Annotated in this window: 24 protein-coding genes; 6 read left to right on the top strand and 18 right to left on the bottom strand. The window is 39.3% G+C overall.

What is annotated here, in order from left to right; translation table 11 throughout:
- Positions 1-8 precede the first annotated feature (8 nt).
- Entirely contained in the window at positions 9-554 is a 546-nt protein-coding gene (locus N8N51_RS04035; RefSeq protein ID WP_261103609.1) for an NUDIX hydrolase, read from the bottom strand.
- A 9-nt stretch (positions 555-563) separates the two neighbouring features.
- The gene (gene glmU, locus N8N51_RS04040; RefSeq protein ID WP_261103610.1) at positions 564-1,943 is read right to left on the bottom strand and encodes a bifunctional UDP-N-acetylglucosamine diphosphorylase/glucosamine-1-phosphate N-acetyltransferase GlmU; all 1,380 of its coding nucleotides are present in this window, start codon (positions 1,941-1,943) and stop codon (positions 564-566) included.
- Positions 1,944-2,097: 154 nt separating this feature from the next.
- Here glmU and N8N51_RS04045 point away from each other — a divergent pair, with 154 nt between their 5' ends.
- The 5 genes from N8N51_RS04045 (at position 2,098) to lysS (ending at position 6,561) form a co-directional block, all read left to right on the top strand.
- Complete coding sequence (locus N8N51_RS04045) at positions 2,098-2,898, top strand: glycoside hydrolase family 25 protein (RefSeq protein WP_049544045.1); 801 nt, start codon at positions 2,098-2,100, stop codon at positions 2,896-2,898.
- Between the two features lie 94 nt (positions 2,899-2,992).
- Positions 2,993-3,835 carry a DUF368 domain-containing protein gene (locus N8N51_RS04050; RefSeq protein ID WP_261096156.1) on the top strand — a complete coding sequence of 281 codons (843 nt, stop codon included), beginning with the start codon at positions 2,993-2,995 and terminating at the stop codon, positions 3,833-3,835.
- Positions 3,835-4,320 carry an aminoacyl-tRNA deacylase gene (locus N8N51_RS04055; protein ID WP_084930168.1) on the top strand — a complete coding sequence of 162 codons (486 nt, stop codon included), beginning with the start codon at positions 3,835-3,837 and terminating at the stop codon, positions 4,318-4,320. The genes N8N51_RS04050 and N8N51_RS04055 overlap by 1 nt, the downstream gene beginning before the upstream one ends.
- Positions 4,317-4,934, top strand: a complete 618-nt coding sequence (locus N8N51_RS04060) for a histidine phosphatase family protein (protein WP_084930167.1) — start codon at positions 4,317-4,319, stop codon at positions 4,932-4,934. Before N8N51_RS04055 ends, N8N51_RS04060 begins: the two co-directional genes overlap by 4 nt.
- Before the next feature lie 136 nt (positions 4,935-5,070).
- Entirely contained in the window at positions 5,071-6,561 is a 1,491-nt protein-coding gene (gene lysS, locus N8N51_RS04065; RefSeq protein ID WP_084930166.1) for a lysine--tRNA ligase, read from the top strand.
- 61 nt (positions 6,562-6,622) lie between these two features.
- Here lysS and N8N51_RS04070 read toward each other — a convergent pair whose 3' ends face one another.
- The 6 genes from N8N51_RS04070 to N8N51_RS04095 form a co-directional block, all read right to left on the bottom strand.
- Positions 6,623-7,462: an amino acid ABC transporter substrate-binding protein gene (locus tag N8N51_RS04070; RefSeq protein ID WP_261103611.1), complete on the bottom strand. Its 840-nt coding sequence runs from the start codon at positions 7,460-7,462 to the stop codon at positions 6,623-6,625.
- 9 nt (positions 7,463-7,471) lie between these two features.
- Entirely contained in the window at positions 7,472-8,101 is a 630-nt protein-coding gene (locus tag N8N51_RS04075; protein WP_084926876.1) for an amino acid ABC transporter ATP-binding protein, read from the bottom strand.
- Between the two features lie 9 nt (positions 8,102-8,110).
- Positions 8,111-8,752, bottom strand: coding sequence for an amino acid ABC transporter permease (locus N8N51_RS04080; protein ID WP_084926877.1), 642 nt, complete (start codon positions 8,750-8,752; stop codon positions 8,111-8,113).
- A 139-nt stretch (positions 8,753-8,891) separates the two neighbouring features.
- Positions 8,892-10,121 (bottom strand): tetratricopeptide repeat protein, encoded by a 1,230-nt coding sequence (locus tag N8N51_RS04085; RefSeq protein WP_261103612.1) that lies wholly within the window; start codon positions 10,119-10,121, stop codon positions 8,892-8,894.
- The gene (locus tag N8N51_RS04090; RefSeq protein ID WP_084926606.1) at positions 10,111-11,277 is read right to left on the bottom strand and encodes an AI-2E family transporter; all 1,167 of its coding nucleotides are present in this window, start codon (positions 11,275-11,277) and stop codon (positions 10,111-10,113) included. The genes N8N51_RS04085 and N8N51_RS04090 overlap by 11 nt, the downstream gene beginning before the upstream one ends.
- A gap of 117 nt (positions 11,278-11,394) precedes the next feature.
- Positions 11,395-13,377, bottom strand: coding sequence for a peptide ABC transporter substrate-binding protein (locus N8N51_RS04095; protein WP_045607109.1), 1,983 nt, complete (start codon positions 13,375-13,377; stop codon positions 11,395-11,397).
- Positions 13,378-13,549: 172 nt separating this feature from the next.
- On the opposite strand from N8N51_RS04095, the gene N8N51_RS04100 reads away from it, so the two are divergent.
- Positions 13,550-14,563 (top strand): lactonase family protein, encoded by a 1,014-nt coding sequence (locus N8N51_RS04100; RefSeq protein WP_261103613.1) that lies wholly within the window; start codon positions 13,550-13,552, stop codon positions 14,561-14,563.
- A gap of 44 nt (positions 14,564-14,607) precedes the next feature.
- Here N8N51_RS04100 and N8N51_RS04105 read toward each other — a convergent pair whose 3' ends face one another.
- The 10 genes from N8N51_RS04105 to N8N51_RS04150 all read right to left on the bottom strand — a co-directional run bounded on the left by N8N51_RS04105 (position 14,608) and on the right by N8N51_RS04150 (position 25,223).
- A complete protein-coding gene (locus N8N51_RS04105; protein WP_004256585.1) occupies positions 14,608-15,027 on the bottom strand; it encodes a F0F1 ATP synthase subunit epsilon in 420 nt (139 codons plus the stop codon).
- Positions 15,028-15,037: 10 nt separating this feature from the next.
- A complete protein-coding gene (gene atpD / locus N8N51_RS04110) occupies positions 15,038-16,444 on the bottom strand; it encodes a F0F1 ATP synthase subunit beta (RefSeq protein ID WP_000094357.1) in 1,407 nt (468 codons plus the stop codon).
- Positions 16,445-16,529: 85 nt separating this feature from the next.
- The gene (locus N8N51_RS04115) at positions 16,530-17,408 is read right to left on the bottom strand and encodes a F0F1 ATP synthase subunit gamma (RefSeq protein WP_000301224.1); all 879 of its coding nucleotides are present in this window, start codon (positions 17,406-17,408) and stop codon (positions 16,530-16,532) included.
- 15 nt (positions 17,409-17,423) lie between these two features.
- Positions 17,424-18,929, bottom strand: a complete 1,506-nt coding sequence (gene atpA, locus N8N51_RS04120; protein ID WP_000996629.1) for a F0F1 ATP synthase subunit alpha — start codon at positions 18,927-18,929, stop codon at positions 17,424-17,426.
- 14 nt (positions 18,930-18,943) lie between these two features.
- On the bottom strand, positions 18,944-19,480 hold the full coding sequence (locus N8N51_RS04125; RefSeq protein ID WP_004256581.1) for a F0F1 ATP synthase subunit delta: 537 nt from the start codon (positions 19,478-19,480) through the stop codon (positions 18,944-18,946).
- The gene (atpF, locus tag N8N51_RS04130; protein WP_001103468.1) at positions 19,480-19,974 is read right to left on the bottom strand and encodes a F0F1 ATP synthase subunit B; all 495 of its coding nucleotides are present in this window, start codon (positions 19,972-19,974) and stop codon (positions 19,480-19,482) included. The genes N8N51_RS04125 and atpF overlap by 1 nt, the downstream gene beginning before the upstream one ends.
- A gap of 13 nt (positions 19,975-19,987) precedes the next feature.
- Positions 19,988-20,698 carry a F0F1 ATP synthase subunit A gene (gene atpB, locus N8N51_RS04135; protein ID WP_000392870.1) on the bottom strand — a complete coding sequence of 237 codons (711 nt, stop codon included), beginning with the start codon at positions 20,696-20,698 and terminating at the stop codon, positions 19,988-19,990.
- A gap of 33 nt (positions 20,699-20,731) precedes the next feature.
- Positions 20,732-20,932: a F0F1 ATP synthase subunit C gene (locus tag N8N51_RS04140; RefSeq protein WP_001054560.1), complete on the bottom strand. Its 201-nt coding sequence runs from the start codon at positions 20,930-20,932 to the stop codon at positions 20,732-20,734.
- A gap of 312 nt (positions 20,933-21,244) precedes the next feature.
- Positions 21,245-22,531, bottom strand: a complete 1,287-nt coding sequence (locus tag N8N51_RS04145; protein WP_000169065.1) for a peptidase U32 family protein — start codon at positions 22,529-22,531, stop codon at positions 21,245-21,247.
- 187 nt (positions 22,532-22,718) lie between these two features.
- Positions 22,719-25,223, bottom strand: a complete 2,505-nt coding sequence (locus N8N51_RS04150) for a G5 domain-containing protein (protein ID WP_261103614.1) — start codon at positions 25,221-25,223, stop codon at positions 22,719-22,721.
- Positions 25,224-25,718: the final 495 nt, after the last annotated feature.

Raw genomic sequence — 25,718 nt, forward strand, 5'->3', positions numbered from 1 at the left:
GACCTCCTCTATTTTTTGTGCAATTCCCAGTATTGAACAGCCATAATTGTCTTGGCATCACAGATGTGACCTGATTGGATTAATTCCTTGGCTTCTTCTAAGCTCACTTCAAGGACTTCCAAGGTCTCATCCTCATCCTGCGGACGCGGATTTTCCACCTTTGTCAAATCGCTTGCTAGGTATAGTTTTAACTTTTCATTACAAAAGCCAATGGCTGAGTAAAAATCGTACAAGAGTTCTAAGTTCCCTGTATAGGCTGTTTCTTCCTCTAATTCACGCAGGGCTGCTGCGACAGGGTCTGTGTTTTCTCCTACTTCCAACTTTCCGGCTGGAATTTCGTAAGAGACAGTCTCAATAGCTTTGCGATACTGCTTGACCAAGATGAGTTTTTGTTCATCCGTTACGGCTAAAACACAGACAGCTCCATTATGGAAAATCAAATCACGTTGGGCAGTTCCCTTGCCTTCTGGTAATTCAACCTGATCTTGGACCAGTTTAAATATTGGTCCTTGATAGATTTCTTTTCGGCTAAGCGTTTTTTCTTCAAATTCCATGATAGTCTCCTACTGATTATTAGGATGATGAGGAAGGCGTGTCGCATATTCATCTTTATTGACCTGACGACCACGACCAATAGCAATCGCATCCGCTGGAACGTCTTTGGTAATAGTTGAACCCGCACCAACGAGGGAATTGTCACCTAACTCAACTGGGGCAATAATGGTTGAATTTGAACCAACAAAGACATTGTTACCGATGACTGTCTTGTATTTGTTTTTACCATCATAGTTAACTGTAATAGTTCCTGCACCAAAATTAACCTTGCTACCCACTTCACAGTTGCCGATATAAGTCAAATGTCCAGCCTTGGTATTCTCTCCAATAGAAGAGCCTTTAACTTCAACAAAGTTTCCAATATGGACTTGGGAAGCTAGACTTGAACCTGGACGAATGTGGGCGTAAGGTCCGACAGTCACACCATCTGCAACACTGCTTTCCTCAATCATAGAGTTGGTAATGACAACTCCTGCTCCGATAGTGCTATCCACTACATAAGTACCGTTTGTCAAAACAGTCTCAGCACCAATTCTCGTGTGCCCTTTCAAGGTAACATTGGCTTCGATTTGAACTTCAGGAGCAATCTCAACATCAATATCGATATAAGTTGCTTCTGGATTAACAAAGCTAACGCCATTGACCATGTGTTGACGATTGATGCGACAACGCATAACCGACTCAGCAGTCGCAAGTGCCACACGGTCATTTACCCCAAGACTTTCATCAAAATCTTTTAATGTATAAGCACCGACTTTTTCACCAGCTTCACGGAAAATGCCAATGACATCTGTAATATAGTATTCGCCTTGAGCGTTATTGGTATTGATATTTTTCAAAGCCTCAAACAAACGCTCGTTATCAAAAACATATGTTCCAGTGTTGATTTCCTTGATTTGCTTTTCAAAATCTGTAGCATCCTTTTGCTCAACAATACGAAGAACTTCAGCATTGTCATTACGAACAATTCGGCCATAGCCGAAAGGATTATCTGTTTCAGCAGTCAAGATAGTGGCTACATTCTTATGATTGATGTGGAAATCAATCAAGTTTTTCAAGCTTTCACCTGTGATTAAAGGAGTATCCCCTGCAATGACCAAGGTGTGACCTGACAAACCTTCTAGGATAGGCTCTGTCATCATAACTGCATGACCGGTACCTAACTGTTCAGATTGAGTCACAAATTCTGTCTGTCCAGCCAAGACCTCTTCAACCAATTCCGCCTTGTGTCCTACAACTGTTACTGTCTTTTCAGGTTGGATAGCTCCTACACTACGGAAAACATGTTCCAACATAGAAATACCCGCAACCTTGTGCAAAACTTTTGGCAAATCAGATTTCATGCGAGTCCCTTTACCCGCTGCTAAAATAATGGCATAATTTGACATAATCTTCTCTTTTCTCTAGAAATTCCCTTTTATTATACCATATTTCAAATCATTCCGCGCTCTTGAATGAAAAAATGCTCTAAAGTCCTTTCTTAACCCATTTTTTGAGTATTTTTTTTGATTTTTTTTCATTTTTAAGGTAAAATTATGAGATATGAGAAAGAAAATTAATCCGCTTATTTTATTTGGTTTTTTTGGGATTATGATTTTCATTTTAATCCTGAATCGCCCTCGTTTTGAGGACCATCCTGTAAAAACAAAGTCAAATATCGCGCAAGTAGAAACGCAAGCGCTACACAATATAGATAAACCGGTAATTGATGTTTCTGGTTGGCAACGTCCTGAGGAAATAAATTACGATACTCTGTCCCAAAACATTTCTGGAGCTATCGTTCGTGTACATAGTGGCGCTCAGTCTTTAAAAGAAAACGATGCTTCCTTTGTTAATGGGGTAGATAAGGCCTTTAAAACCCATATTACCGAGTTTCAAAAACGAAATGTCCCAGTTGGTGTCTATGCCTTTGTAGCTGGAAAAAGTGTCCAAGAAATGGAAAAGGCTGCTGAAGTTTTTTATAACGCTTCATCGCCATACAGCCCTAGTTACTATTGGCTAGACGTGGAAGATAAAACCATGTCCAATATGAACGAAGGTGTTGAAGCCTTTCGAGCAAAACTAGAATCACTAGGTGCTAAAAATATCGGAATCTACGTCGGGGTCTACTTCATGGAAGAACACAGTATTGATACAGACAAGTTTACCTCTGTTTGGATTCCTTCCTATGGTTCTGACTCAGGATTTTACGAGGCAACTCCAAAAACTGATTTAGATTACGACATCCACCAGTACACATCTAAAGGAAAAATTGCTGGCTTTGACCACGATTTGGACATCAACGTCATTTCTTCCTTAAAAAACAAAGAAGAAACCTTTAGAAAAATCTTTTTAAAACCTTAAAAGCATTTGTTTATCATTTGCTTTTTCTTTTTGTGTTTGATTGTGATACAATATAGTAAGGATTTTTTGAAATAGAAATAGTTGGAGGAACAATATGCTCTCATGGTTAGCACGTGTTATTAAAGGGATTGTCATTGCTCTTGGATTTATCTTACCGGGAATTTCCGGAGGGGTTCTAGCAGCAATCTTAGGAATTTATGAACGAATGATTGGCTTTCTGGCCCATCCCTTTAAGGACTTTAAAGAAAATGTTTTGTACTTTATTCCAGTTGCCTTCGGTATGCTTCTGGGAATCGGCTTATTTTCCTACCCGATTGAATACCTGCTTGAAAATTATCAGGTCTTTGTCTTATGGAGCTTTGCAGGTGCCATCATTGGTACAGTTCCTAGCCTTCTCAAAGAATCAACTCGAGAATCTGACCGAGACAAGATTGATTTAGCTTGGTTCTGGGCAACCTTTATCATTTCTGGACTAGGTCTCTATGCCTTAAATTTTGTTGTTGGAACCTTAAGTGCCAGCTTTCTTAATTTCGTCCTAGCTGGTGCACTGCTGGCTCTTGGCGTATTAGTTCCTGGCCTCAGTCCATCAAATCTCCTTTTGATTTTGGGTCTCTATGCTCCTATGTTGACTGGTTTTAAAACCTTTGACCTCTTGGGAACCTTCTTCCCGATTGGAATCGGGGCAGGTGCAACTCTCATCATTTTTTCAAAATTGATGGATTATGCCTTAAACAACTATCACTCACGCGTCTATCATTTCATCATCGGTATCGTCCTATCAAGTACTCTTTTGATCTTGATTCCGAATGCAGGAAACGCTGAAAGCATCCAATACACAGGCCTTTCTCTTGTTGGTTATGTCATCATCGCCTTCTTCTTTGCCTTGGGAATCTGGCTTGGTATTTGGATGAGCCAATTGGAGGATAAGTATAAATAATGGCAAAAAAAGTTAAAATCAAAAAAACATTGGTGGAACAAATCCTGTCTAAAGCAGGTATCTCACATCAAGGGATTCAAATCAATGCCCTGGAAGGAGAACTGCCTCAAGCTTATGAACGAGATCAGATTTTCAAAACCTTAGCTCTTTTAGGAGATAAGACCGGACCGATTATCGGAATTGTTCCCATCACTCAACACTTATCTGAAAAGAAACTAGCTAAAATTTCTGGCAATAAAAAAGTGAGCATGATTCCACAAAAGGACTTGGAAAAAACAACAGGTTATATTCATGGAGCCAATAATCCCGTCGGAATTCGTCAGAAACACAATTATCCCATTTTTATCGATAAGATCGCTCTAGACTTGGATCAAATGATTGTCTCTGCAGGCGAAGTTGGTCACAGCATTATCGTCGCACCACAAGACTTGGCTAGCTTTGTAAAAGCTGACTTTGCAGATATCTTGGAGGGCAGCCAAGAATGAAACTCTACTTTGTCCGCCACGGCCGTACCATCTGGAATCAGGAAGGTCGCTTTCAAGGTGCTAGTGGAGATTCTCCCCTTCTTCCTGAATCCATTGACACCCTAAAACGACTTGGCCAGTATCTCAAGGAAATTCCTTTTAATCAGATTTATTCAAGTGATTTACCTCGAGCGGTCAAATCTGCTGATATTATCCAAAGTCAACTCAAGACACCCTGTCCTTTAGAAAGTGTCCCTAATCTCCGTGAATGGCAGCTGGGGAAGTTGGAAGGTTTGAAAATTGCAACCTTGGAATCTATTTACCCGCAACAAATCAAAGCTTTCCGATCTAATCTTGCTCAATTTGACACTCAAATGTTTGGAGCCGAATCCCTCTATAGCACAACACAACGAACTATCCAATTTATCAAATCATTAAAAGATAGTCCAGCTGAGCGTATTCTAATTGTCGGTCACGGTGCCAATCTTACTGCCAGTCTTCGTACTCTTCTAGGTTATAAAGAACCACTTCTTCGTAAAGATGGCGGTCTAGCAAATGCCAGCCTGACCATTCTAGAAACCCATGATTTTGAAACATTTACTCTCGATACTTGGAATGATACTTCCTATCAATAACAGAACTTGATTTTAGCGTCAAGTTCTTTTTAGTTTTGAAAGATTATCCGTGAATTTCTTGCTTATTTATGATAAAATGGGAGTATCGCAAAAATGACTCATCGTATTCAATTTTGAGTAAAACTAGGAGGATCCCATGTCAACAGAACATATGGAAGAACTAAATGACCAGCAGATCGTTCGCCGTGAAAAAATGGCTGCACTCCGTGAACAAGGAATCGATCCTTTCGGAAAACGCTTTGAACGCACTGCAAATTCACAAGAATTAAAAGATAAATTTGCTGACCTCGATAAAGAACAATTACATGATAAAAACGAAACAGCTACTATCGCAGGACGCTTGGTAACCAAACGTGGTAAAGGTAAAGTAGGTTTTGCCCACCTTCAAGACCGCGAAGGGCAGATTCAAATCTACGTTCGTAAGGATGCTGTCGGTGAAGAAAACTACGAAATCTTCAAAAAAGCAGACCTTGGTGACTTCCTTGGTGTCGAAGGTGAAGTGATGCGTACAGATATGGGAGAACTCTCTATCAAAGCTACTCACATCACTCACTTGTCTAAAGCACTTCGCCCACTTCCTGAGAAATTCCACGGTTTGACAGACGTTGAAACAATTTACCGGAAACGTTACCTAGACTTAATTTCTAATCGCGAAAGCTTTGAACGCTTTGTCACTCGTTCAAAAATCATCTCTGAAATTCGTCGTTACCTTGATCAAAAAGGTTTCCTTGAAGTGGAAACACCTGTTCTTCACAACGAGGCTGGTGGTGCTGCTGCCCGTCCATTTATCACCCACCACAATGCCCAAAACATTGACATGGTACTTCGTATCGCGACTGAGCTTCACTTGAAACGCCTTATCGTCGGTGGTATGGAACGCGTCTATGAAATTGGCCGTATCTTCCGTAACGAAGGAATGGATGCTACTCATAACCCTGAATTTACTTCTATCGAAGTTTACCAAGCTTATGCAGACTTCCAAGACATCATGGACTTGACCGAAGGTATTATCCAACACGCTGCTAAATCAGTCAAAGGTGATGGTCCAGTCGACTATCAAGGTACTGAAATCAAGATCAACGAACCATTTAAACGTGTTCACATGGTGGATGCTATCAAAGAAATTACTGGGGTAGATTTCTGGCAAGACATGACTTTGGAAGAAGCTAAAGCTATCGCTGCTGAGAAGAAAGTTCCTGTTGAGAAACACTACACTGAAGTTGGTCACATCATCAATGCCTTCTTTGAAGAGTTTGTTGAAGAAACCTTAATCCAACCAACCTTTGTCTATGGACATCCAGTAGCTGTATCTCCACTTGCTAAGAAGAATCCTGAAGACGAACGCTTTACTGACCGTTTCGAGCTCTTCATCATGACTAAGGAGTACGGTAATGCCTTTACTGAGTTGAACGACCCAATCGACCAACTTAGCCGTTTCGAAGCCCAAGCCAAAGCAAAAGAACTTGGTGACGATGAAGCGACAGGCATCGACTACGACTACATTGAGGCCCTTGAATACGGTATGCCACCAACAGGTGGTTTGGGAATCGGTATCGATCGTCTCTGCATGCTACTCACTGATACAACTACTATACGTGATGTATTACTCTTCCCAACAATGAAATAACCTCTTATCCTCTGGTACTTGCCAGAGGATTTTTTGATGCAAAAAGAGATTGAGGAAACACTCAATCTCTACTTTTCACTTCTTTTGTTGCCACGTCAGCACCAAACCATTTTTGGCTAATCTCTTGGAACTTTCCTTCTTGGTGTAGTGCGATAAAGGCTTGGTTTAAAGCTTGTAGTAATCTTTTGTCAGCAGGTCTAACTCCGACCGCAAAAGATTCACTTTCAAATCCTGCTGAAAAAACATTGTAATCATTTAATATACCTTCAGACTGGAGATAGTAATTAGCATAAACCCGGTCAATCAACAAGGCATCAATACGGTCATTTTTTAAGTCAATCAAGGCTTCATTGAAACTCTGGTACTGATTAGCCTTCTGGTCTTTGACACGACTTTTCAGTAAATCTGGCTGGGCTTCAAAGTCTAAATAACCAGAGGAACCGGCTTGGGCTCCCAAGGTTTTATCCTTCATATCCTCTACTGAACGAATTTGCTGGCTTTTCTTCGTCACCAGAACTTGCTGATTTTCCATATATGGAATGCTAAAGGCAACCTTCTCTCTGCGTTCATCAGTGGCAGAATAGCCATTCCAGATGGCATCAATGGTCCCATTTTGCAGTTCCGTCTCCTTCATATCCCAGTCGATTGGTTGAAATTGAACCTTAAAACCTAATTTTTCAGAGACAGCTTGTGCTAAGTCGATATCAAAGCCTGTATATTGGCCATTCTTTTCTTCAAATCCCATAGGTACGAAGGTATTATCAAAACCAATGGTTATACTCCCCTGCTCTTGATACTTATCCCAGTTATCCTGCTTTGGATCGCTAGCCTTCTGAGTACAGGCCGTTAAAAAGAGAGTCAGGAGCGAAACCAATACTAAAGCAATTTTCTTATTAGTCATCGGCACCTCCTACTTGGGCTCAACCTTGAGAATCTGATCTGCGATATTTTCAGCGAACTGTAAATCGTGGGTAACGACAATCTGCGTCATGCCAAGTTCCCTATTTTGCAAGATCAGTTTTTCCACTTCCAAGCGCAATTCTGGATCAAGTGCAGAAGTTGGTTCATCGTAGCCAATAATTTCTGGGTCAATCATCATAGCACGTGCCAAGGCCACCCGCTGCTTTTGACCACCAGATAGTGAGAAGGGATAGGCTTCTGCATGGCTAGCCAGTCCTAATTGTTCCAAAAGCCCTCGCGCCTTCTTCTCAGCTTCTTGCTGCCTTATTCCCATAGTTTTTACAGGAGATAAGGTCAAATTGTCTAGAACGGATAAATGAGGAAACAGTTGAAAATCTTGGAATACAAATCCCAGTAAATTCCGCTTCTCTAGTTCATCCAGTTCTAAAGGTTCTCCATTATAAAAGATTTGCCCTGAATCAATGGTTTCCAGACCTGCAAGCATACGTAAGAGGGTTGTCTTACCTCCACCAGAAGGTCCAACGATAGCCAGGATTTGCTTTTCAGGAATTTTTAGACTGAAATTAGATAAAATTTGCTTTTCACCAAAGCATTTATTGATATTTCGTAATTCTAACATGGCAGCCTCCTATCTATAGTAACTGTACTTCTTCTCAACTTTTTTGGCAAGAATGGTCACAATACCAATCAAAATCAAGTAAATGGCTCCTGCCAAAAACATTGGAACCAGACTAGCATCACGGTTTGCAGCTGTGCGACTAGCCAAGATAAGGTCAGAAATACCCAGAGCATAGACCAGAGAGGTATCCTTGACCAAACTCATGACTTCATTAAAGACACTCGGAAGAACAATCTTGGTCACTTGGGGCAAGATAATATAGCGTACTGTGGCAAAAGGACTGAACTTCAAGACCTTAGCAGCCTCATATTGACCTTTAGGAATGGTATCAATTCCCCCACGAAAGATTTCAGCAAAGTAAGCCGCATAATTCAACACAAAGGCAATGATAGCCGCAGGAAGACGGTCCAAACGAATCCCAATACTTGGCAGCACATAATAGATAAAGATTAATTGCAAGAGCAAGGGTGTGCCTCGCATAATCCAAATATAAATATTAATCAGATGATGGAGGAGATTCCAATGGACTTGCAAGGCAAAGGCAATCAAAACGCCCAAGGGAATAGAAAAAATCAAGACCAGTGCAAAAACCTGCAAAGTCATGCTTGCACCGCTCAATAAACTTGGTAATATCTCAAACAAATAAGACATACTGCACCTCCTAAAAATAATTGTTCCTATTATAGCATAAATAAACAAAATAACCAAGAATTTTTGTAAAAAAATTCTCTTTAAAAAAGAAAAACTATATCTATCAAAAATGATTAGATACAGTTTTTAAAATATATCCTTACAATCTCTCAAATAGTTCTTGCATTTGCACATCGTCTGGAACCAGTTTTAAGTAAGCTTGTGCATTGACTTTTGCTTGCTCAAAGTAGCCCAATTCACGCAAGAGATAAATATATTGTTCCAGAAACTCTGGATTGTCCTTTAAATCTCCTGCCAACTCTTGGTAATGCTCATAGGCAGTATCTAAATCGTCCAATTCTTGATAAGAACGAGCAATCATCCACTTGGTCAAAAGGTTTTCTGGCTCCTCGCTCTGCAAGTCTAGAATATCCTCATAACGCTCCTGCTCCAGATAAATAGTTGCTAAACGAAGCAAGATTTCTTCTGTATCCTCAGCGTCTTCTTTTGCAGTAAGGAGATAATTTTCTGCTCCGCTAGCATCATGTAATTCATAAGAGAATTGTGAAGCGGCTAGCAAAAGGCGAGTTTCAAAGGGATTTTTCTCTAATCCTTGCTTAGCAATACGCAGGGCTTCTGCAACTTGATGTTCCTTATGTAAGGCCTGACTGTAACCATACTCATAGCCTTCAAAATCAGGTGAAATGGTATCAAGTTGCTTAAAGTATAGAACAGCTTTTTGATATTCTTCTTGATCAAAGTAAAGACTGGCCAACTCAAAAGCTGTTAGGTCATCGTATTCTAACTCCAGGGCTTTTTCTAAAAACTCTGTAGCCGTTTCAAATTTCCCCAACTGTGCATAGGCAAAGCCAATTCGTTGATAGGTAGAAATGCCTGTTTTCTCATAAATAGTACGATTATCTAACTGGGCATAGCCTTGAATGGCCTCTTGATAATTTTCCAACTCACTATCCAACTCTGCTAATCCCAATATCAAGAGAGGATCTTCTGAGTAAATCAAGGCCTCCAATAATTTCTCACGCGCCACATCTGTCAAACCTTCCAGCTGGTAGAGGTCTGCCTTCAGAGCCAAAGCCGAAACATACCAGTCACTGTCAGCTTGGATTTCCTCTAGATAAGCAAATGCTTCTTCGATTTGACCATCCTCACTAGCAATAGCTGCCAGATTGAGATTAACCTCTGGAAAGTCCTCTACTATTTTCAAGTAAATTTCCTTGGCCTGAGGATAAAAACCAATCCCTTCTAGATAGGTGGCTAACTCATACAGAAGGTCACTTGGATCATTTTCTAAAGCTTTGACGAAATAATGTTCTGCCTTAACTAAATCTTGCTCTTCCAAAGCCTGTAACATCTGTTGACTATTGTTCACTCTTTACTTCCTCTCCTTCTAGTTCATATAGGCCACTGACTACCTTATACCATTCAAAAATCGCTGAAATGACAACCTTAGCAGAGGCATAAACTGGAATACCGAGCAAGACTCCCCAGATACCAAACATGGATCCTGAAGTTAACAAAACAAAGAGAACATTAATGGGATGGATGTTTAATTGACTTCCTAAAATCAATGGAGAGACAAAACGGCCTTCAATAGTTTGTTCTACTATAAAGACAATCACTACTTTCAAAAGCATGACTGGCCCAGCAATCAAGCCCAATACTAGGGCAGGAAGCATGGCTAAGAAGCTGCCCAAATAAGGAACCAGATTTAAAATACCAGCAGTAACCCCCAACGTAACTGCATAGCGTAGACCAATGATTTTAAAGAAAATCATAAACATTACTGCTACAATAATAGCCACTGTTACTTGCCCTCTAACATAGTTGGACAACTGTTGATTCACATCTGACAAGACCTGTCCAACAGGTTCTTTCAATTTCGTTGGCATGAATTGGGTCAAATAGTTACGCAGGCCTTTCCCATCACGTAAGAGATAAAAGAGCATGAAAGGAACGATAATCAAGGCAACAATCACTTGAGAAGCACCGCTAATAAAGGCGCTTACCCAGTTGACTGCCTGAGAAGAAACTTTACTTGCCCAAACTGTAGCCTGACTTGAAAAGTTTGTCAAAACTTGTTCTAGCTGAGGCCTGAAATCATCTGGTAAACGCTTAGTTACCAAATCATCAATAACTCGATCAGCATCTTCAAGGTAGATTGGTACATTTCTTGCAAATGTTAAAACTTGACGTTGCAGATTTGGAATAGCTACTGCCAAGCCCCAAATGATAAAGAGAGCGATAATCACAAAGACAATACTAATGGCTATGATCCGATTAATCCTATGCTTCTCCATCCAATCAACAATAGGATTCAACAAATAATATAGCAGGCCAGATAGAATGACTGGTAACATCACAACTTCCAAAAAGTCTGAAACAGGTGAAAATAGAAAACTAATCTTACTTAAAATAAACAGATTGAGTCCCAATAATAAGGTTACCAAAAATACCGTAATTGCCTTGTTATCCAAAAACCACTTGAAAAACCAAGATAAGCTAAAATGTTTCTCTTTTTGATCCATAAATACTTCCTTTCTATTGTTCTCTCATTATACCATTTTTAAATCAAAATAACTCTTTTTTAAAGTGCTTACATGGAGACCGCGACATAAAAAATCTCCTCAAAAGAGGAGATTCGATTAGTCTTGAATGTGACGGTCTAAGTTCTTCTGATAATCAGCATTGGATTTGGCTTTTTCATCAGCAAATTTCTTGCGGAACTCATCCATTTCTTTAGTAGTGACAATCTTATCTTGGATTTTCAGATACTTGTAGCTATTTTCACTAGTCTTGTCACCTACCCAGCCACCGGCACCACTGCCAGGAACCATTTTCGTCACTAGCATTTGAGCACCATCAGAGTATACTGGAATAACAAGTGCACTATCTGACAACCAAGCTTGAGCCTTAGAATATTTGGAATAACGTTTTTGAAGGTCTGTTTTCTCACTATTTGCATCATCAATCAGTTCTTTGTATTTATCCAATCCAACTGTTTTAATAACTGGATTGTCTGTTCCTGGTGCCACACCAAGAGCACTTAGGAGACTTGGACCTGAAGTTGGATCAAATACATCTAGATAAGTCGATGGATCTGCAAAGTCTGGAGTCCAACCACTGACTGCATTAATATCCCAGTCAGTATTTGCATTGGAAGTAGCTAGAGTAGTCATACTTCCCAATTCGTCATCAGAAACTTGTTGAATATCAACAACTACATTGTCAGAGCCTAAGGCTTCCTCAATGGATTGTTTATAAGACTGAACCTGACGAATAAAATCTGGATTTGATGAAGAAATTGGCAAATCTAAATGAATTGGGAACTGTACTCCATCAGCTTGAAGGGTTTTCTTAGCAGCTTCAAACTTAGCTTTAGCCTTGTCTACATTATGAAGTGAATCTTGGGCATCATCAAGACTAACATCTTTCCAGACATTATCCAATTTATCCAATTCTGTCTTAGTAACTTGACCAAATGTTTGATCTCCTACTTGAACAAATGTTGGAGGAGTGAAACTTGTCCGTAACTTACGAGGTCCTACTTCATCACCAAATACTTGAGAGATCCCTGCTTTACGATCTACCGCAAAAGCCAAGGCTTGACGGAAATCTTTGTTTAACAAGGCTTTCTTAGTAGAAGTTTTTTCTGTATCACTTGTTTTAGCAGTGTGATTGTAATTTACACGGTCGATATTGGTTGAGATATAAAAAACTCCTCCACGCTGTTGACCATACACAATATTATCCTTGTATTTTTCTTTTAGACGTTCATAGTTAGCAGAGTTTTTAAAGAGTGGTGCAGCTGGATAGTGTCCCTCATCAAAACCGCGTCCTAGAGAGTCTGCATCTTGACCATCAAAGAAGGATAACTTGATATCATCAATAAAGACATTCTGCTTATCCCAATAATTTTGGTTTTTGGTCATTTCTATAGAAGACTTAGATGTAAGACCTTTGAGGAGAAATGGCCCATTGTATAGAATGCTCGTTACATCCGTTGGTTTACCAAAGTCATCTCCTTTAGAAGCTAAAAAGTCTTCATTGACTGGTGCAAGAACTCCCATTGTTGTTTTTGAATTCCAGAAAGATTCTGGATGGTTCAAAGTATAAACAACAGTATAATCGTCTGTTGCTTTTACACCAACAGTAGAAAAATCCGTTGTTTTCCCATTTACATAGTCATCCAATCCTTTGATAGAATCCTGTACAAGATAAAGAGCCTTTGATTTCTTATCTGCTGCGTGTTTCAGACCAGTCACAAAGTCTTGAGCCTTGACTTCACCATACTCTTCCCCCTCATTGGTATACCATTTGATACCCTGACGGATTTTATAAGTATAGGTCAAACCATCTTTGGAAACAGTCCAATCTTCTGCAACTGATGGAACAAGATTCCCATATTGGTCATTTTCAAGCAAACCGTCAATTACGTTACCTGTGACCTGTTTAGTGCTGACATTTCCAGAAACTGTATAATCCAGAGTCGAAGGATCTGATGAAAATACATAGGCATAAGTAACTGGTTTATTTGCTTCTTTATTAGCATTACCAGATGAACACGCGGCTAGGACAGCTGCCGAGAGTACAGCAACTCCTGCTGCTAAGAAAACACGTTTTTTCATAAACAAACTCCTTTGCAATTTGTATAGGATTATTATAGCACTTTTCAAAAGGAAATCAATACAAAAACAAGTTAAATTTAATATTTTATTATGTTTAATTATGTGTTATAGAATTCCTCCAACTACAATTTTTGTGATATAATAGTCTTATCTTTTATATAGAGGTAAAGTTATGAAAGAAACTGTTTATTTTGGAACTTATACACGTCGGACTTCTCAAGGGATTTACAAGGCAGACTTTGATACAGAAACTGGTCAGCTTTCAAATCTAGAACTTTTTGCTACTGAGCCAAGTCCAACCTACCTTGCCTTTGACCAGCATCAACATTTATACACTGTTGGTAGTCAAGACGATAAGGGTGGAATTGCAGCCTATCAAACTAATGGTACCTTATTAAACCACGTCGTTGAAGAGGGAGCCCCCCACTGTTATGTTGCCGTTGATGAAGAGCGTGATTTGGTGTACGCGGCAAACTACCACAAGGGACAGGTCCTTGTTTATAAACGTCAGGAAGATGGCAGTCTTCTACTTAGTGATGTTGATCAACACAGTGGCCAAGGTCCACATGAAAATCAAGCTTCTCCACATGTTCACTATACAGATTTAACACCTGACCACTATCTAGTGACCTGCGACTTGGGTACTGACCAAGTAATTACTTACGATCTTGATTCAGAAGGAAAATTATCTAAGCTCTATACCTATCATAGCCAGCCAGGAGCAGGCTCACGCCATATTATTTTCCATAACCATTATAAAATCGCTTATCTCATTTGTGAACTCAATAGCACTATCGAAGTTCTAATCTACGATGGTGTTGGCGAATTTGAACGCATGCAAGTCATTTCAACTCTACCAGACGGTTATGAAGGCTTTAATGGTACTGCTGCTATTCGTCTCTCTAAAGATGGTAAATACCTCTACGCCTCTAACCGTGGTCATGATTCTATCGCAGTATATACAATTCTTGCGGACGGTAGCTTAGAGTTGTTAGAAATCGTTCCGACACATGGTCAGACTCCACGTGATTTTGATTTGACACCGGATCAAGAATTTGTCATTGCTGTCCATCAGGACTCTGACAATGCAACTGTCTTTAAACGCAATTCTGAAACTGGACGTCTAGCAGAACTTTCTAATGACTTCCATGTCCCAGAAGCAGTCTGCATCAGTTTTGCCCCATAAGAAAACATAAAAAATGAACTTGATAACTCAAGTTCATTTTTTTCTTATAGTCTATTTCCAACATTAATACGGTTAATAGCACGTTGCAAAGCAATCTTAGCACGACGTTCTTGGTCAATCAAGTGTTTGTCTTGTGCTTCTTCAATTTCACGCTCTGCTCGAAGTTTGGCACGTTCTGCACGACTAACGTCGATATCACGAGCACGTTCTGCAGAGTCAGCAACAATTGTGACAACGCCATTGGCAACTTCGATAACACCTCCGTTTACTGCAATCCAGTTCACGTGATTTTCATCATCTACACGTTTAACCTTAACCTCATCAACTGCTAAAACTGCAATCATATTTTCATGTCGTGGCAAGATTCCCATCTCACCATCCAGAGTTCGAACTGATACAAAGCTGGCATGGTGATCATAGACGAGACCATCTGGTGTCACGATCTGGACAGTTAACTGAGCCATAGATCACCTCTTAAAATCCCATTTTTTCAGCTTTTGCAATCACATCTTCGATAGAACCTACACCACGGAAGGCATCTTCTGGCAAGTGATCGTGTTTACCATCAAGGATTTCCTTAAAGCCACGAACAGTTTCAGCAACTGGAACATAAGAACCTGGCTGACCAGTGAATTGTTCCGCAACGTTGAAGTTTTGCGACAAGAAGAACTGGATACGACGAGCACGAGCAACCAAGGTCTTTTCTTCATCAGAAAGCTCATCCATACCAAGGATAGCAATGATATCTTGCAATTCATGGTAACGTTGAAGGACTCGTTTTACTTCAGCAGCAACTGCATAGTGCTCTTCTCCAACGATTTCAGGTGCCAAGGCACGTGAGCTTGAAGCAAGTGGGTCAACGGCTGGGTAGATACCCAATTGTACCAACTTACGTTCCAAGTTTGTTGTTGAATCCAAGTGAGCGAAGGCTGTTGCTGGCGCTGGGTCAGTATAGTCATCCGCTGGCACATAGATAGCCTGGATAGAGGTTACAGAACCCTTCTTGGTTGATGTGATACGCTCTTGCAATTGACCCATTTCCGTAGCAAGTGTTGGTTGGTAACCAACGGCTGATGGCATACGACCCAAAAGGGCAGATACTTCTGAACCAGCCTGAGTGAAACGGAAGATATTATCGATAAAGAGAAGCACGTCTTGGCCTTCCACATCACGGAAGTATTCAGCGATTGTCAAACCAGTAAGGGCAACACGCATACGTGCTCCTGGTGGCTCATTCATCTGACCAAATACCATGGCTGTTTTCTCGATAACACCTGATTCTTTCATTTCCCAGTAAAGGTCGTTCCCTTCACGAGTACGTTCCCCAACACCGGTAAATACTGAAATACCACCGTGTTCTTGGGCAATGTTGTGAATCAATTCTTGGATTAAGACGGTTTTACCAACTCCGGCACCACCGAAAAGTCCAACCTTACCACCTTTAAGGTAAGGGGCAAGAAGGTCGATAACCTTAATCCCTGTTTCAAGGATTTCAGAAGAGGTAGACAATTCATCAAAAGTTGGAGCTTTTTTATGAATTGGCTGACGCTCTGCATCTTCTGTAAAAGGAGCTTCCAAGTCAATGGTATCTCCCAAAACATTGAAGACACGTCCCAAAGTTTCTTTACCTACTGGTACAGAGATTGGACGACCTGTGTCCAATACTTCCATTCCACGAGTCAAACCATCTGTTGATTCCATGGCGATAGTACGTACCATACCATCTCCCAACTCCAAGGCTACTTCAAGGACGATTTTTGTTTTTCTTTCGTCATTTTTGTAGACGACAAGTGCATTGTTAATCTCAGGAAGTTTTTCCCCTGCTGCAAACAAGACGTCTACAACGGGACCGATAACCTGAGCAATTTTACCTGAACTCATCTCCTTCTCCTATTCTATATAAGATACTGTCGGTTCCTAGCTTACCTAGGTCCTAAGTTCATTTTCATACGAGCTAGACTAGTGGCTATTCTAAGGCACTAGCTCCTGCTACGATTTCTGTAATTTCTTGTGTAATCGCCGCCTGTCTGGCACGGTTATACTGGATTGTCAAATCATTAATGACTTTCTTAGCATTATCTGTCGCTGTTTGCATGGCTGTCATACCCGCAGCATTTTCAGCTGTCTTAGCGTCGATAATAGCACCGTAAATCATACTTTCTGCAAACTGAGGCAACAACTGCTCCAAAATTTCTTCTCGGCTAGTTTCCAATTCAAAGGTCAAGCTGTAACTGTCATCTGCTTCATTTGGATCCAAGTCAACAATCGGAAGCATTTGTTCCACACGCATTTGACTAGTTAGCGTATTGACATGATGGTTATAGCAGACATAGAGTTCATCAAAAAGTTCATTTTGGTACATTTCAACAGTTTTTGAAATAATCTTACGAACTTCATCAAAGCTTGGTTGATCTGCCAAGCCACGTAGTTCATAAAGTGGTTGAATACCACGAGCTTTAAAGAAATCAGCTCCCATTCCACCGATACAGATCATTTCAAAACCTTTACCATCTGGATGGTATTCTTCTTTCAGCTCCATAACGGCTTTCAAAATAGAAGAATTATAACCTCCAACCAAACCTCGGTCTGATGTAATGACGATATAGCCTGTCTTCTTAACTGGACGGCTAATCAACATCGGATTGGTTGAACTACCAGCTCCATTCCCATGAAGAATATCCGTCAAAAGTTTACGAACTTTCTGAGCATAAACTTGGAAATTGCGAGCAGCTTCTTCAGAACGACCTAGCTTAGCAGCTGATACCATCTGCATGGCATTAGTGATTTGACTCGTATTTTTTGTTGAGGCGATTTTTGTTTTAATATCATTTAGAGATACTGCCATCTGACACCTCTATTCTTATTGGAAGCTGGTTTGATTGAGAAACTCTGTAATCGCAGCATCCAAGACTGCTTCTTCTGGCAAGTCTTTTGTATCACGAATGGTTTCCAAAATCTCTGGATGTTGAGCATCAAAGAAGGCATGGAACTCTTCCTCGAAACGAACAATATCATCTACTGGAACAGTATCCAAGAAACCATGTGTCAAAGCATAGAGAATGGTTACTTGTTTCTCAACAGGTAATGGTTTGTGAACAGGTTGTTTCAAGACTTCAACTGTACGACGTCCACGGTTCAACTTAGCCTGTGTTGCCGCATCCAAGTCAGAACCAAACTTAGTGAAGGCTTCCAACTCACGGTATGAAGCAAGGTCGATACGAAGTGTACCAGCAACCTTTTTCATGGCTTTGATTTGTGCAGAACCACCTACACGAGATACAGATGAACCCGCATCGATGGCTGGACGAATACCCGCATTGAAGAGACCATCACCAAGGAAGATTTGTCCATCAGTGATTGAAATCACGTTGGTTGCGATATAGGCAGAGATATCTCCTGCTTGTGTCTCGATAAATGGTAGGGCAGTAATTGATCCACCACCAAGTTCATCAGAAACTTTAGCTGAGCGCTCAAGCAAACGGCTGTGAAGGTAGAAAACATCCCCTGGGAAAGCTTCACGACCTGGAGGACGACGAAGCAAGAGTGACAGTTCACGATAAGCTACCGCTTGTTTTGATAAATCATCATAAACGATCAAAACATGCTTACCTTGGTACATAAATTCTTCCGCCATGGCAACCCCAGCATAAGGAGCTAGGAAAAGCAATGGAGATGGTTGTGAAGCAGAGGCTGTCACAACGATTGTGTAATCCAAGGCACCGTACTGACGTAGTGTTTCTACTTGCGTACGAACTGTTGATTCTTTTTGTCCAATCGCAACATAGATACAAATCATATCTTGACCTTTTTGGTTCAAGATTGTATCAATCGCAATGGTTGTTTTCCCTGTCTGACGGTCACCGATAATCAACTCACGTTGACCACGACCAATCGGTACAAGGGCGTCAATAGCTTTCAAACCAGTTTGCAATGGTTCTGATACAGACTTACGTTGCATAACACCAGGAGCTGGCGCTTCTACTGGACGAGTTTTATCAGTGTGGATTTCTCCAAGACCGTCAACTGGACGACCAAGCGGATCCACAACACGACCAATCAGACTTTCACCTACTGGGACTTCCATGATTTTACCTGTACGGCGGATTGTATCGCCTTCACGGATATCTGTAAAATCACCTAGGATGATAATACCGACGTCTGTTGACTCCAAGTTCTGAGCCATCCCATAAGAGCCGTTTTCAAAAATCAATAACTCTCCACTCATGGCATTTTCAAGGCCGTGAGCACGCGCGATACCGTCCCCGATATAGGTTACAACACCTGTTTCAGTCACATCAAAATTGGGTTTGAAATTTTCAATTTGTTGCTTAATTAAAGCGCTGATTTCTTGTGCGTTAATTGCCAAAAGAACACCACTTTCTATTTCAAATTTTCTTTAACAACTTTAAGTTGTTGTTTAATACTCACATCAATTGTCTTGTGATTGGCAAAAATGACAAAACCACCAATAAGACTTTCATCGATTTGTTCTTTTACACTCCTTACTTTAAGAGACATTTTTTTCTCAATCAAAGGGAGCAAGCGACTCTTCTGTTCATCAGTTAAAGGATGAGCTGACGTAATCGTCACTTCAAATCGATTTGTTTCTTTTTCAAGTCGGTTCAAGCAATCTACAAGAATATCATAAAAAAGATTTGCTCTGTGATTGTAGATAAGAACCTGGATAAAGTTTTGCAATAAAGGTGACACAGAGTCTTGGAAGAAAGCAATTGTTTTTTCCTTATCAGACTCGTCTACTGCCACTTTTTTTAAAAAAGAAGGTAAACCTGTTTCTTCAGCAACTTGCTTGATTTGAGCTAAGTCTGAAAAGATACGGTCTTCTTCTCCTTTTTCTAAAACCAATTGGACAAAAGGCATGCTGTATTTTTCAATTACCTTTACTGTTTTCTTGTCCATTAAGCTTCTCCTAACTGATCGATATACTGATCAATGAGTTCTTTATGGGCATGACCGTCAAGGTTTTGTGAGATGATTTTACCAGCCAGGCTGATTGTCAAATCTGCTACCTCACCCTTAACGCTTTGTAAAGCTTCAGCTTTATTTTGAGCAATTTCTTGGTTCGCTTTTTCTTTCAAGCGTCCTGCTTCTAGCTTAGCATCTGCTAAAATACTAGCTTTGCTTTTCTCAGCTGTTTCTTTCGCATTCTCAATGATTGTCTTAGCTTCTTTACGGCTACCAGCCAATTCATCTTCGCGTTTTTGAGCCAATACTTCTGCTTTTTGACGTGCTTGTTCAGCTCCGTCAATATCTGCTGCAATTTTTTCTGCTCTTTGTTCGAAAATACTAGTCAAATTTGACCAAGCATATTTCTTAACCAAGACTAGCAAGAGAATAAAGGAACCAGCGATTAGTATAAAATCACCAAGTAATTCACCTACTGTTACATTCATAAACTACTCCTTTCTATTCTTCATCATTAATTTTATTTCCTAGGTACATTGAAGATAACAATGTAAATACATATGCTTGTACACAAGAAATAAAAACAGAAAATGCAGTCCAGATTAGATTTGTTCCAAAAGCAATAGGGTACCAATAGAAGGCCTGATGAGAAAGTAGGACTAACATACTTGCCATCACTTCCCCTGCAAAGATATTACCAAATACCCGCAATGCAAGTGAAAGGAGATTGGTAACTTCTTCCAAGAGATTCATTGGTGTCATAAAACCTGGTGTTACAAATGCTTTTAAATACTTTTTGATTCCACGACGACGAATTCCTTCTACGTGTGTCATTAAGATAATTGTAAAAGACAAGACCAAGTCAAATGACAAATTTGCTGTTGGTGAGGTCCAAAGATTTACACCATCTGTAGTCTGAATTCTAGCCATTAAGCCAATATTATTTGCAATGGCCATAAATAGGAATAAACAGAAATAAAAGAGAGAATAATCCTTTATCATTGGACCAAGGTTTGATTTTGTAAATCCAACAACAAAATCAAATAAATACTCTAATACATTTTGTTTTCCTGTGGGTCTCAAAGTCATATTTCGAGTTGCCCAATAAATAAAGCCAAAAATAAGTGCTACAGTCAACAAAGTCAAAACTACTATGGTTAAATTAAAGGTAACAGGACCAATATTGATGGTTGGATTAATACTTTCTTCCATCTAAAATCCTCCCTTTTTCAATTTATACTTCTTTTATTTGATGATAAATGAAAAGACAAGAGTAACGAAGAAAGTACCTTCAATAAAGGCAACCCCTAGGATCATCAAACTACGTAGTTCTGAGATGATATCTGGTTGGCGAGCAACTGATTTCAACAAACCGTTCATCAACATACCTTCACCAAGAGATACACCCATACAGGCAAGACATAGACCGAAAAATGTTAAATTCATGACGAATTCTCCTTTTAATTAAAATTTACTTACTTAGTTTAGTCCTAAAAATTGGATTTGTCAACTTTTTACCAACATTGAAAGCGCTTAACGGAAATTATTTTCAATTTTACTATTTTTGAGTCTATTATATAGAAAACTTTGGAAAAAAATTGTAATAAATCCGTCCATTATCTAGACCTTTCTGAAAAATAATGAAAAAATCCGAGATGAAATCTCGGATGGAATTTAATATATTTTTCAACTTCTTTTCTTTTAGTGACTCGACTTAAAGGGAAAGCAACTAGAAAGCTTTCGTCCCCTACATATTTATTAAGCACGAACTGTGACGCTGGTTCCATCTTCCTTATAAAGATTGATGAGACCTTCTTTGAGAGCTCGAACCATATCTCCAGCTTGAACAGGTTGTGGAACCTTGATAGTCAATAGTTCCATTGGATTTGGAGCGCGATCGATCTTATTTCCTTTAGCATCATGCAAATCTTCGATATAAGTCTCAAAATGACGGAAACCTGGGCCATAAAACTCAACTTGGTCCCCTTCGTTAATGACGTTCCGTTGGCGAATGGTTGCTGTTTGTGTCGCATCATCGTAAGAAACCACTTCAGCGACAAACTTATACTCAGGAATTTTACGACGAGCACCAAACAACTGCTCATTTTCAGATGGTGTACCATAGTAGAAACCTGTTGCTAATTCACGTTGGGCAACCTTCCACATTTCATCAATCAAGTCCTGCTTGATAGCTTCAAACTTCTCTGGACTTTCTAGATAAGCATCAACAGCTGCCTTGTAGCAGTTTGTTACTGTTGATACGTAGTGAATAGACTTCATACGTCCTTCAATCTTGAGACTGTCCACACCGTTTTCAATCATATCTGGGATATGGTCAATCATGGACATATCAACGGCTGACATTGAAAATTCTTCAGGAATTTCACCTTTAAGACTCTTACGTTCCTTCCCAAATGGCATATCGTAAAGGTCGTACTTCCAACGACAAGACTGAGAGCAACCACCACGGTTAGCATCACGCATACTCATGTGGTTTGAAAGAGTACAACGACCAGAGTAAGAAATACACATGGCTCCATGAACAAAGGCTTCAATCTCAACATCTGTACGTTTGCGAATTTCTGCCAATTCTTCCATTGAAACCTCACGCGCCAAAACGACACGAGTTAAACCTAGTTCTTTCCAGAACTCAAGTGTTTCATAGTTAGTCGCACTTGCTTGGGTAGAGAGGTGGATTTCAAGACCAGGCGCTTCAGTCGCTGCAATCATAATCAAGGCTGGGTCAGACACGATAACTGCCGCGATTCCGATATCACGTAGTTTACGGAACCACTCACCAGCACCAGCCTCATTTCCTTCGTGCATAACCATATTGGCAGCCACATAAACCTTAGCACCATACTTGGCCGCAAACTGTACGCCTTCTTCCATCTGTTCGAAAGTAAAGTTTCCGGCACGGCTACGAAGACCATAGGCCTGACCACCGATAAAGACAGCATCTGCTCCATATTGAACAGCTACTTTTAGCTTCTCTAAAGTTCCTGCAGGTGATAAAACCTCAGGACGTTTTAATGTTTTTGTCATGTTTTCTCCTATTTGCAATATAAAAGTTTGACGTTTTTCCTTCTCATTTTATAGTAAATAAGCCATAAAATCAAGCCTAGACAGATTGTTTTGACAATTCTAATCTTTTAGATTATTAAAGCAAAAAGATTGTCAAAGAGAAAAAGCCCACAGATGTGAGCCCTTTTCTAATATAGGTTAGAAAAAACTATTTCTCCACTTCTTTTTTCTTGTGTGCAAGAAATCCAAATCCACTCAAAACTCCTAGAAGTCCTAAGACTACAAGATTAGCATGATCTTCTGTACCTGTATTAGGCAATTCCTCTCTCTTACTTGCTACAGAAGTCGGAATTTGTGAAGTTTCTTTTGTCGATTGTTCAGTTGGTGTCTTTGATTTTGGTACTTCTACCTTTGGTGTCTCAACCTTTGGTGTTTCAACTTTTGGCGTTTCAACCTTTGGCGTTTCAACTTTTGGCGTTTCAACCTTTGGTGTTTCAACTTTTGGTGTTTCAACTTTTGGCGTTTCAACTTTTGGCGTTTCAACTTTTGGCGTTTCAACCTTTGGTGTTTCAACCTTTGGTGTTTCAACCTTTGGTGTTTCAACTTTTGGCGTTTCAACTTTTGGCGTTTCAACCTTTGGTGCCTCAACCTTTGGTTTCGTACCGACTGTGATAACTTCTTCTACTGCTTCTTCAGTAATCGTGGTTGGTTCATTCGGTGTTACTGCTCCTGTATTAGGATCCAAGGTATAAGTTATTGTAGTAGTTGTTTTACCAGCTTTACCAGTTCTTGTTACTTCTCGATAGTCTTTATCTTTTGTATTATCTTCTACATAACGTGTTGTATATGGAGTAGTTGTTTCTACAACTGTTGGTTTAGTACCTACTTTAACCACTTTTGGTACCATAGGAGTTTCTTTTTCAGTCGGCTTACCGTCAGCTACAATACCATCAAGTTCATTCACAATTTTAGGTGTTGTAGTTACAATTTTACCTTCGCTACCGTTCGATTCAACAATTTCCGTACCATAGTCGATTGTTTTGTCTTCTACATAAGTTGTTGTAATTGGAATTTTTGTTTCTGTTTCTACAGGTGGTAAGTTATTCTCATACTTCTGTTTATACACATAGGTAATGACAGTTTCACCTTTCACAATCTCTGTAATATCTTGTTTGTCTTGTTCTTTAAAGGTATAACGCTTGTTCTCAAAGTCCAAATCGGTCGGATGAGTTAAAGATACCTCAGAACCTACTTCTTTAAGTTCAGATTTAACACTAGGTGCAATTTCAACACCTTGTTCGTTTACAAACTTCTGAGTCACTAAACCTTTGTTTTGAACTTCTGTATAAGTAACAGTATGGAAAGTGCGAGACACACCGTTGATTGCTTTTTCTGTATCTGTCAATTCAACTCTTTGGAGATTTGATGCATAAACAATGCGAGGTGTAAACTGATTACGTTTATTAGGAACTACTTTACTAGCAATGTACTCTTTTTGAGAAATTGTATTTTCTCCAAGTAAAGATGTTTCTTGTCTATAAGTGTAATCAGCACCAGCTGAACGTAATTCAAACTCGGATAATTTAGATTTTGGAATATCAGAAGACGTTATAACCCCTTTACCCTTAAAACCTTGGACATCTAAGAATTTTGCATATAAATCTTTAATTGGAATAATATTTCCTTGCTTATCCTTATAAGTATAAGTTCGAGTATAACCAATGAAATCAGTATGATTTTCAGCACGTCGAGTTAAGTTTTTAATAATTACATGAGTCTCAACAGGTTTACTGCTAAATGTAGCGTAAAGTTTGGTTTCTTCAGGTAGCGTATACTCAAATTTAGCAGTTGTCTCAATACTACCGATACCGTAAATACTAGATAAAACACTATCTGAACGAGGTGTGATGGTGTAACTATACACAGTGTTTGGAGTTAGTTCCACTATACGAGCAGGATACCCGATATTCACACGATTTGTTGCATATTTATCTGTAATTCCAATTCGAGCAGGTACCTTAATAAATGTTTCTGTAACTTCCTCAGTAGTTGGTTTCGATACTGCATTATACAAACCTTGAGAATCAGTTAAATCCAATTCATTCGCTTTCAAGTAATGAAGTTCCCCATTACTTGATGTAATTGGACTAACTGAAGCTTCTTTCGAGACATCTTCATTAATATCTCGACTATTTACCTGAGAAACTAATCTAGCTTTTACTTTGATATAATTAGCATTAATAAAAGTATTTTTAAACTCATCAATCTTAACTCTATCCGCTTTCACTTGTTCTTGTTCAACTTTTGCAGACTCTAAATCACGAATTTGAGCATCTACTTTTTCTTCAGCAGTTGCGCGTAAATGTGTAACCTCAGAAGAACTATTTGCAACACCTACATTTTCAGTGGGTGTTTCTGTAACCTTAACCCCTGAAGCTTTTACTTCTTCAACTTTAGCTTTTAACTCGGTTTCTTTTACCGTATGTGTTGTACTCGTTTCATACTCACTTTGAACCACAGTTTCGCTAGGTGGAGTCTGTGCTGCATTAGGAGGTGTACTTGAATTTGGTTGTTCGTCAGCGCTTACAATCCCATTTAAAAATAAACTCCCTAAAGCAGTCGTTAGGATAATGCCACTTAACAAACCTAACTTAGTTTTACGGAGATAGCCATGACCTTTTTCTTGTTTTACTGCTTTATGCAATAGAAACACCAACTTTCATTTATTTGTATTGTTAATATTATTACATAATTAACTAAAAAAGTAAAGGTATCAAGTCAAGAATTAAATACAATAAATTTATAAAAACTTCCTAACTACTGTACTAGAATTTTCTAAAATTCAAAAAACAATATCAGAACGGATTGATACTGATACGAAACAAAAAAACAAGATGACTCTTTATACATCTATGGTAGGATTCAAGACAGATTATTTATTTCTTAATCGATATATAAAAGGAATCCTGATTAAACTGTCTTTAAAACTTAAGAAATCAAGGATATGATAAAAGGAATGGATATCAGTATATCTATTTTTACCATCTCAAAAGTAGATCCAGAGAATATAACTGTTCTCTTATGATGAGACTTTGGAGGCAACCATTCTGTCTTGTTTTATGAAAGAATAGCTTAACCTTTTACTTAAAATATTCAGCTAAAAAAAGAGAGAACGATTTTGTTCTCTCGAAATCCTTATTTTTCATTT

This window comes from Streptococcus mitis, assembly GCF_946188685.1.
GTDB classification, from domain to species: Bacteria; Bacillota; Bacilli; order Lactobacillales; family Streptococcaceae; genus Streptococcus; species Streptococcus mitis_CC.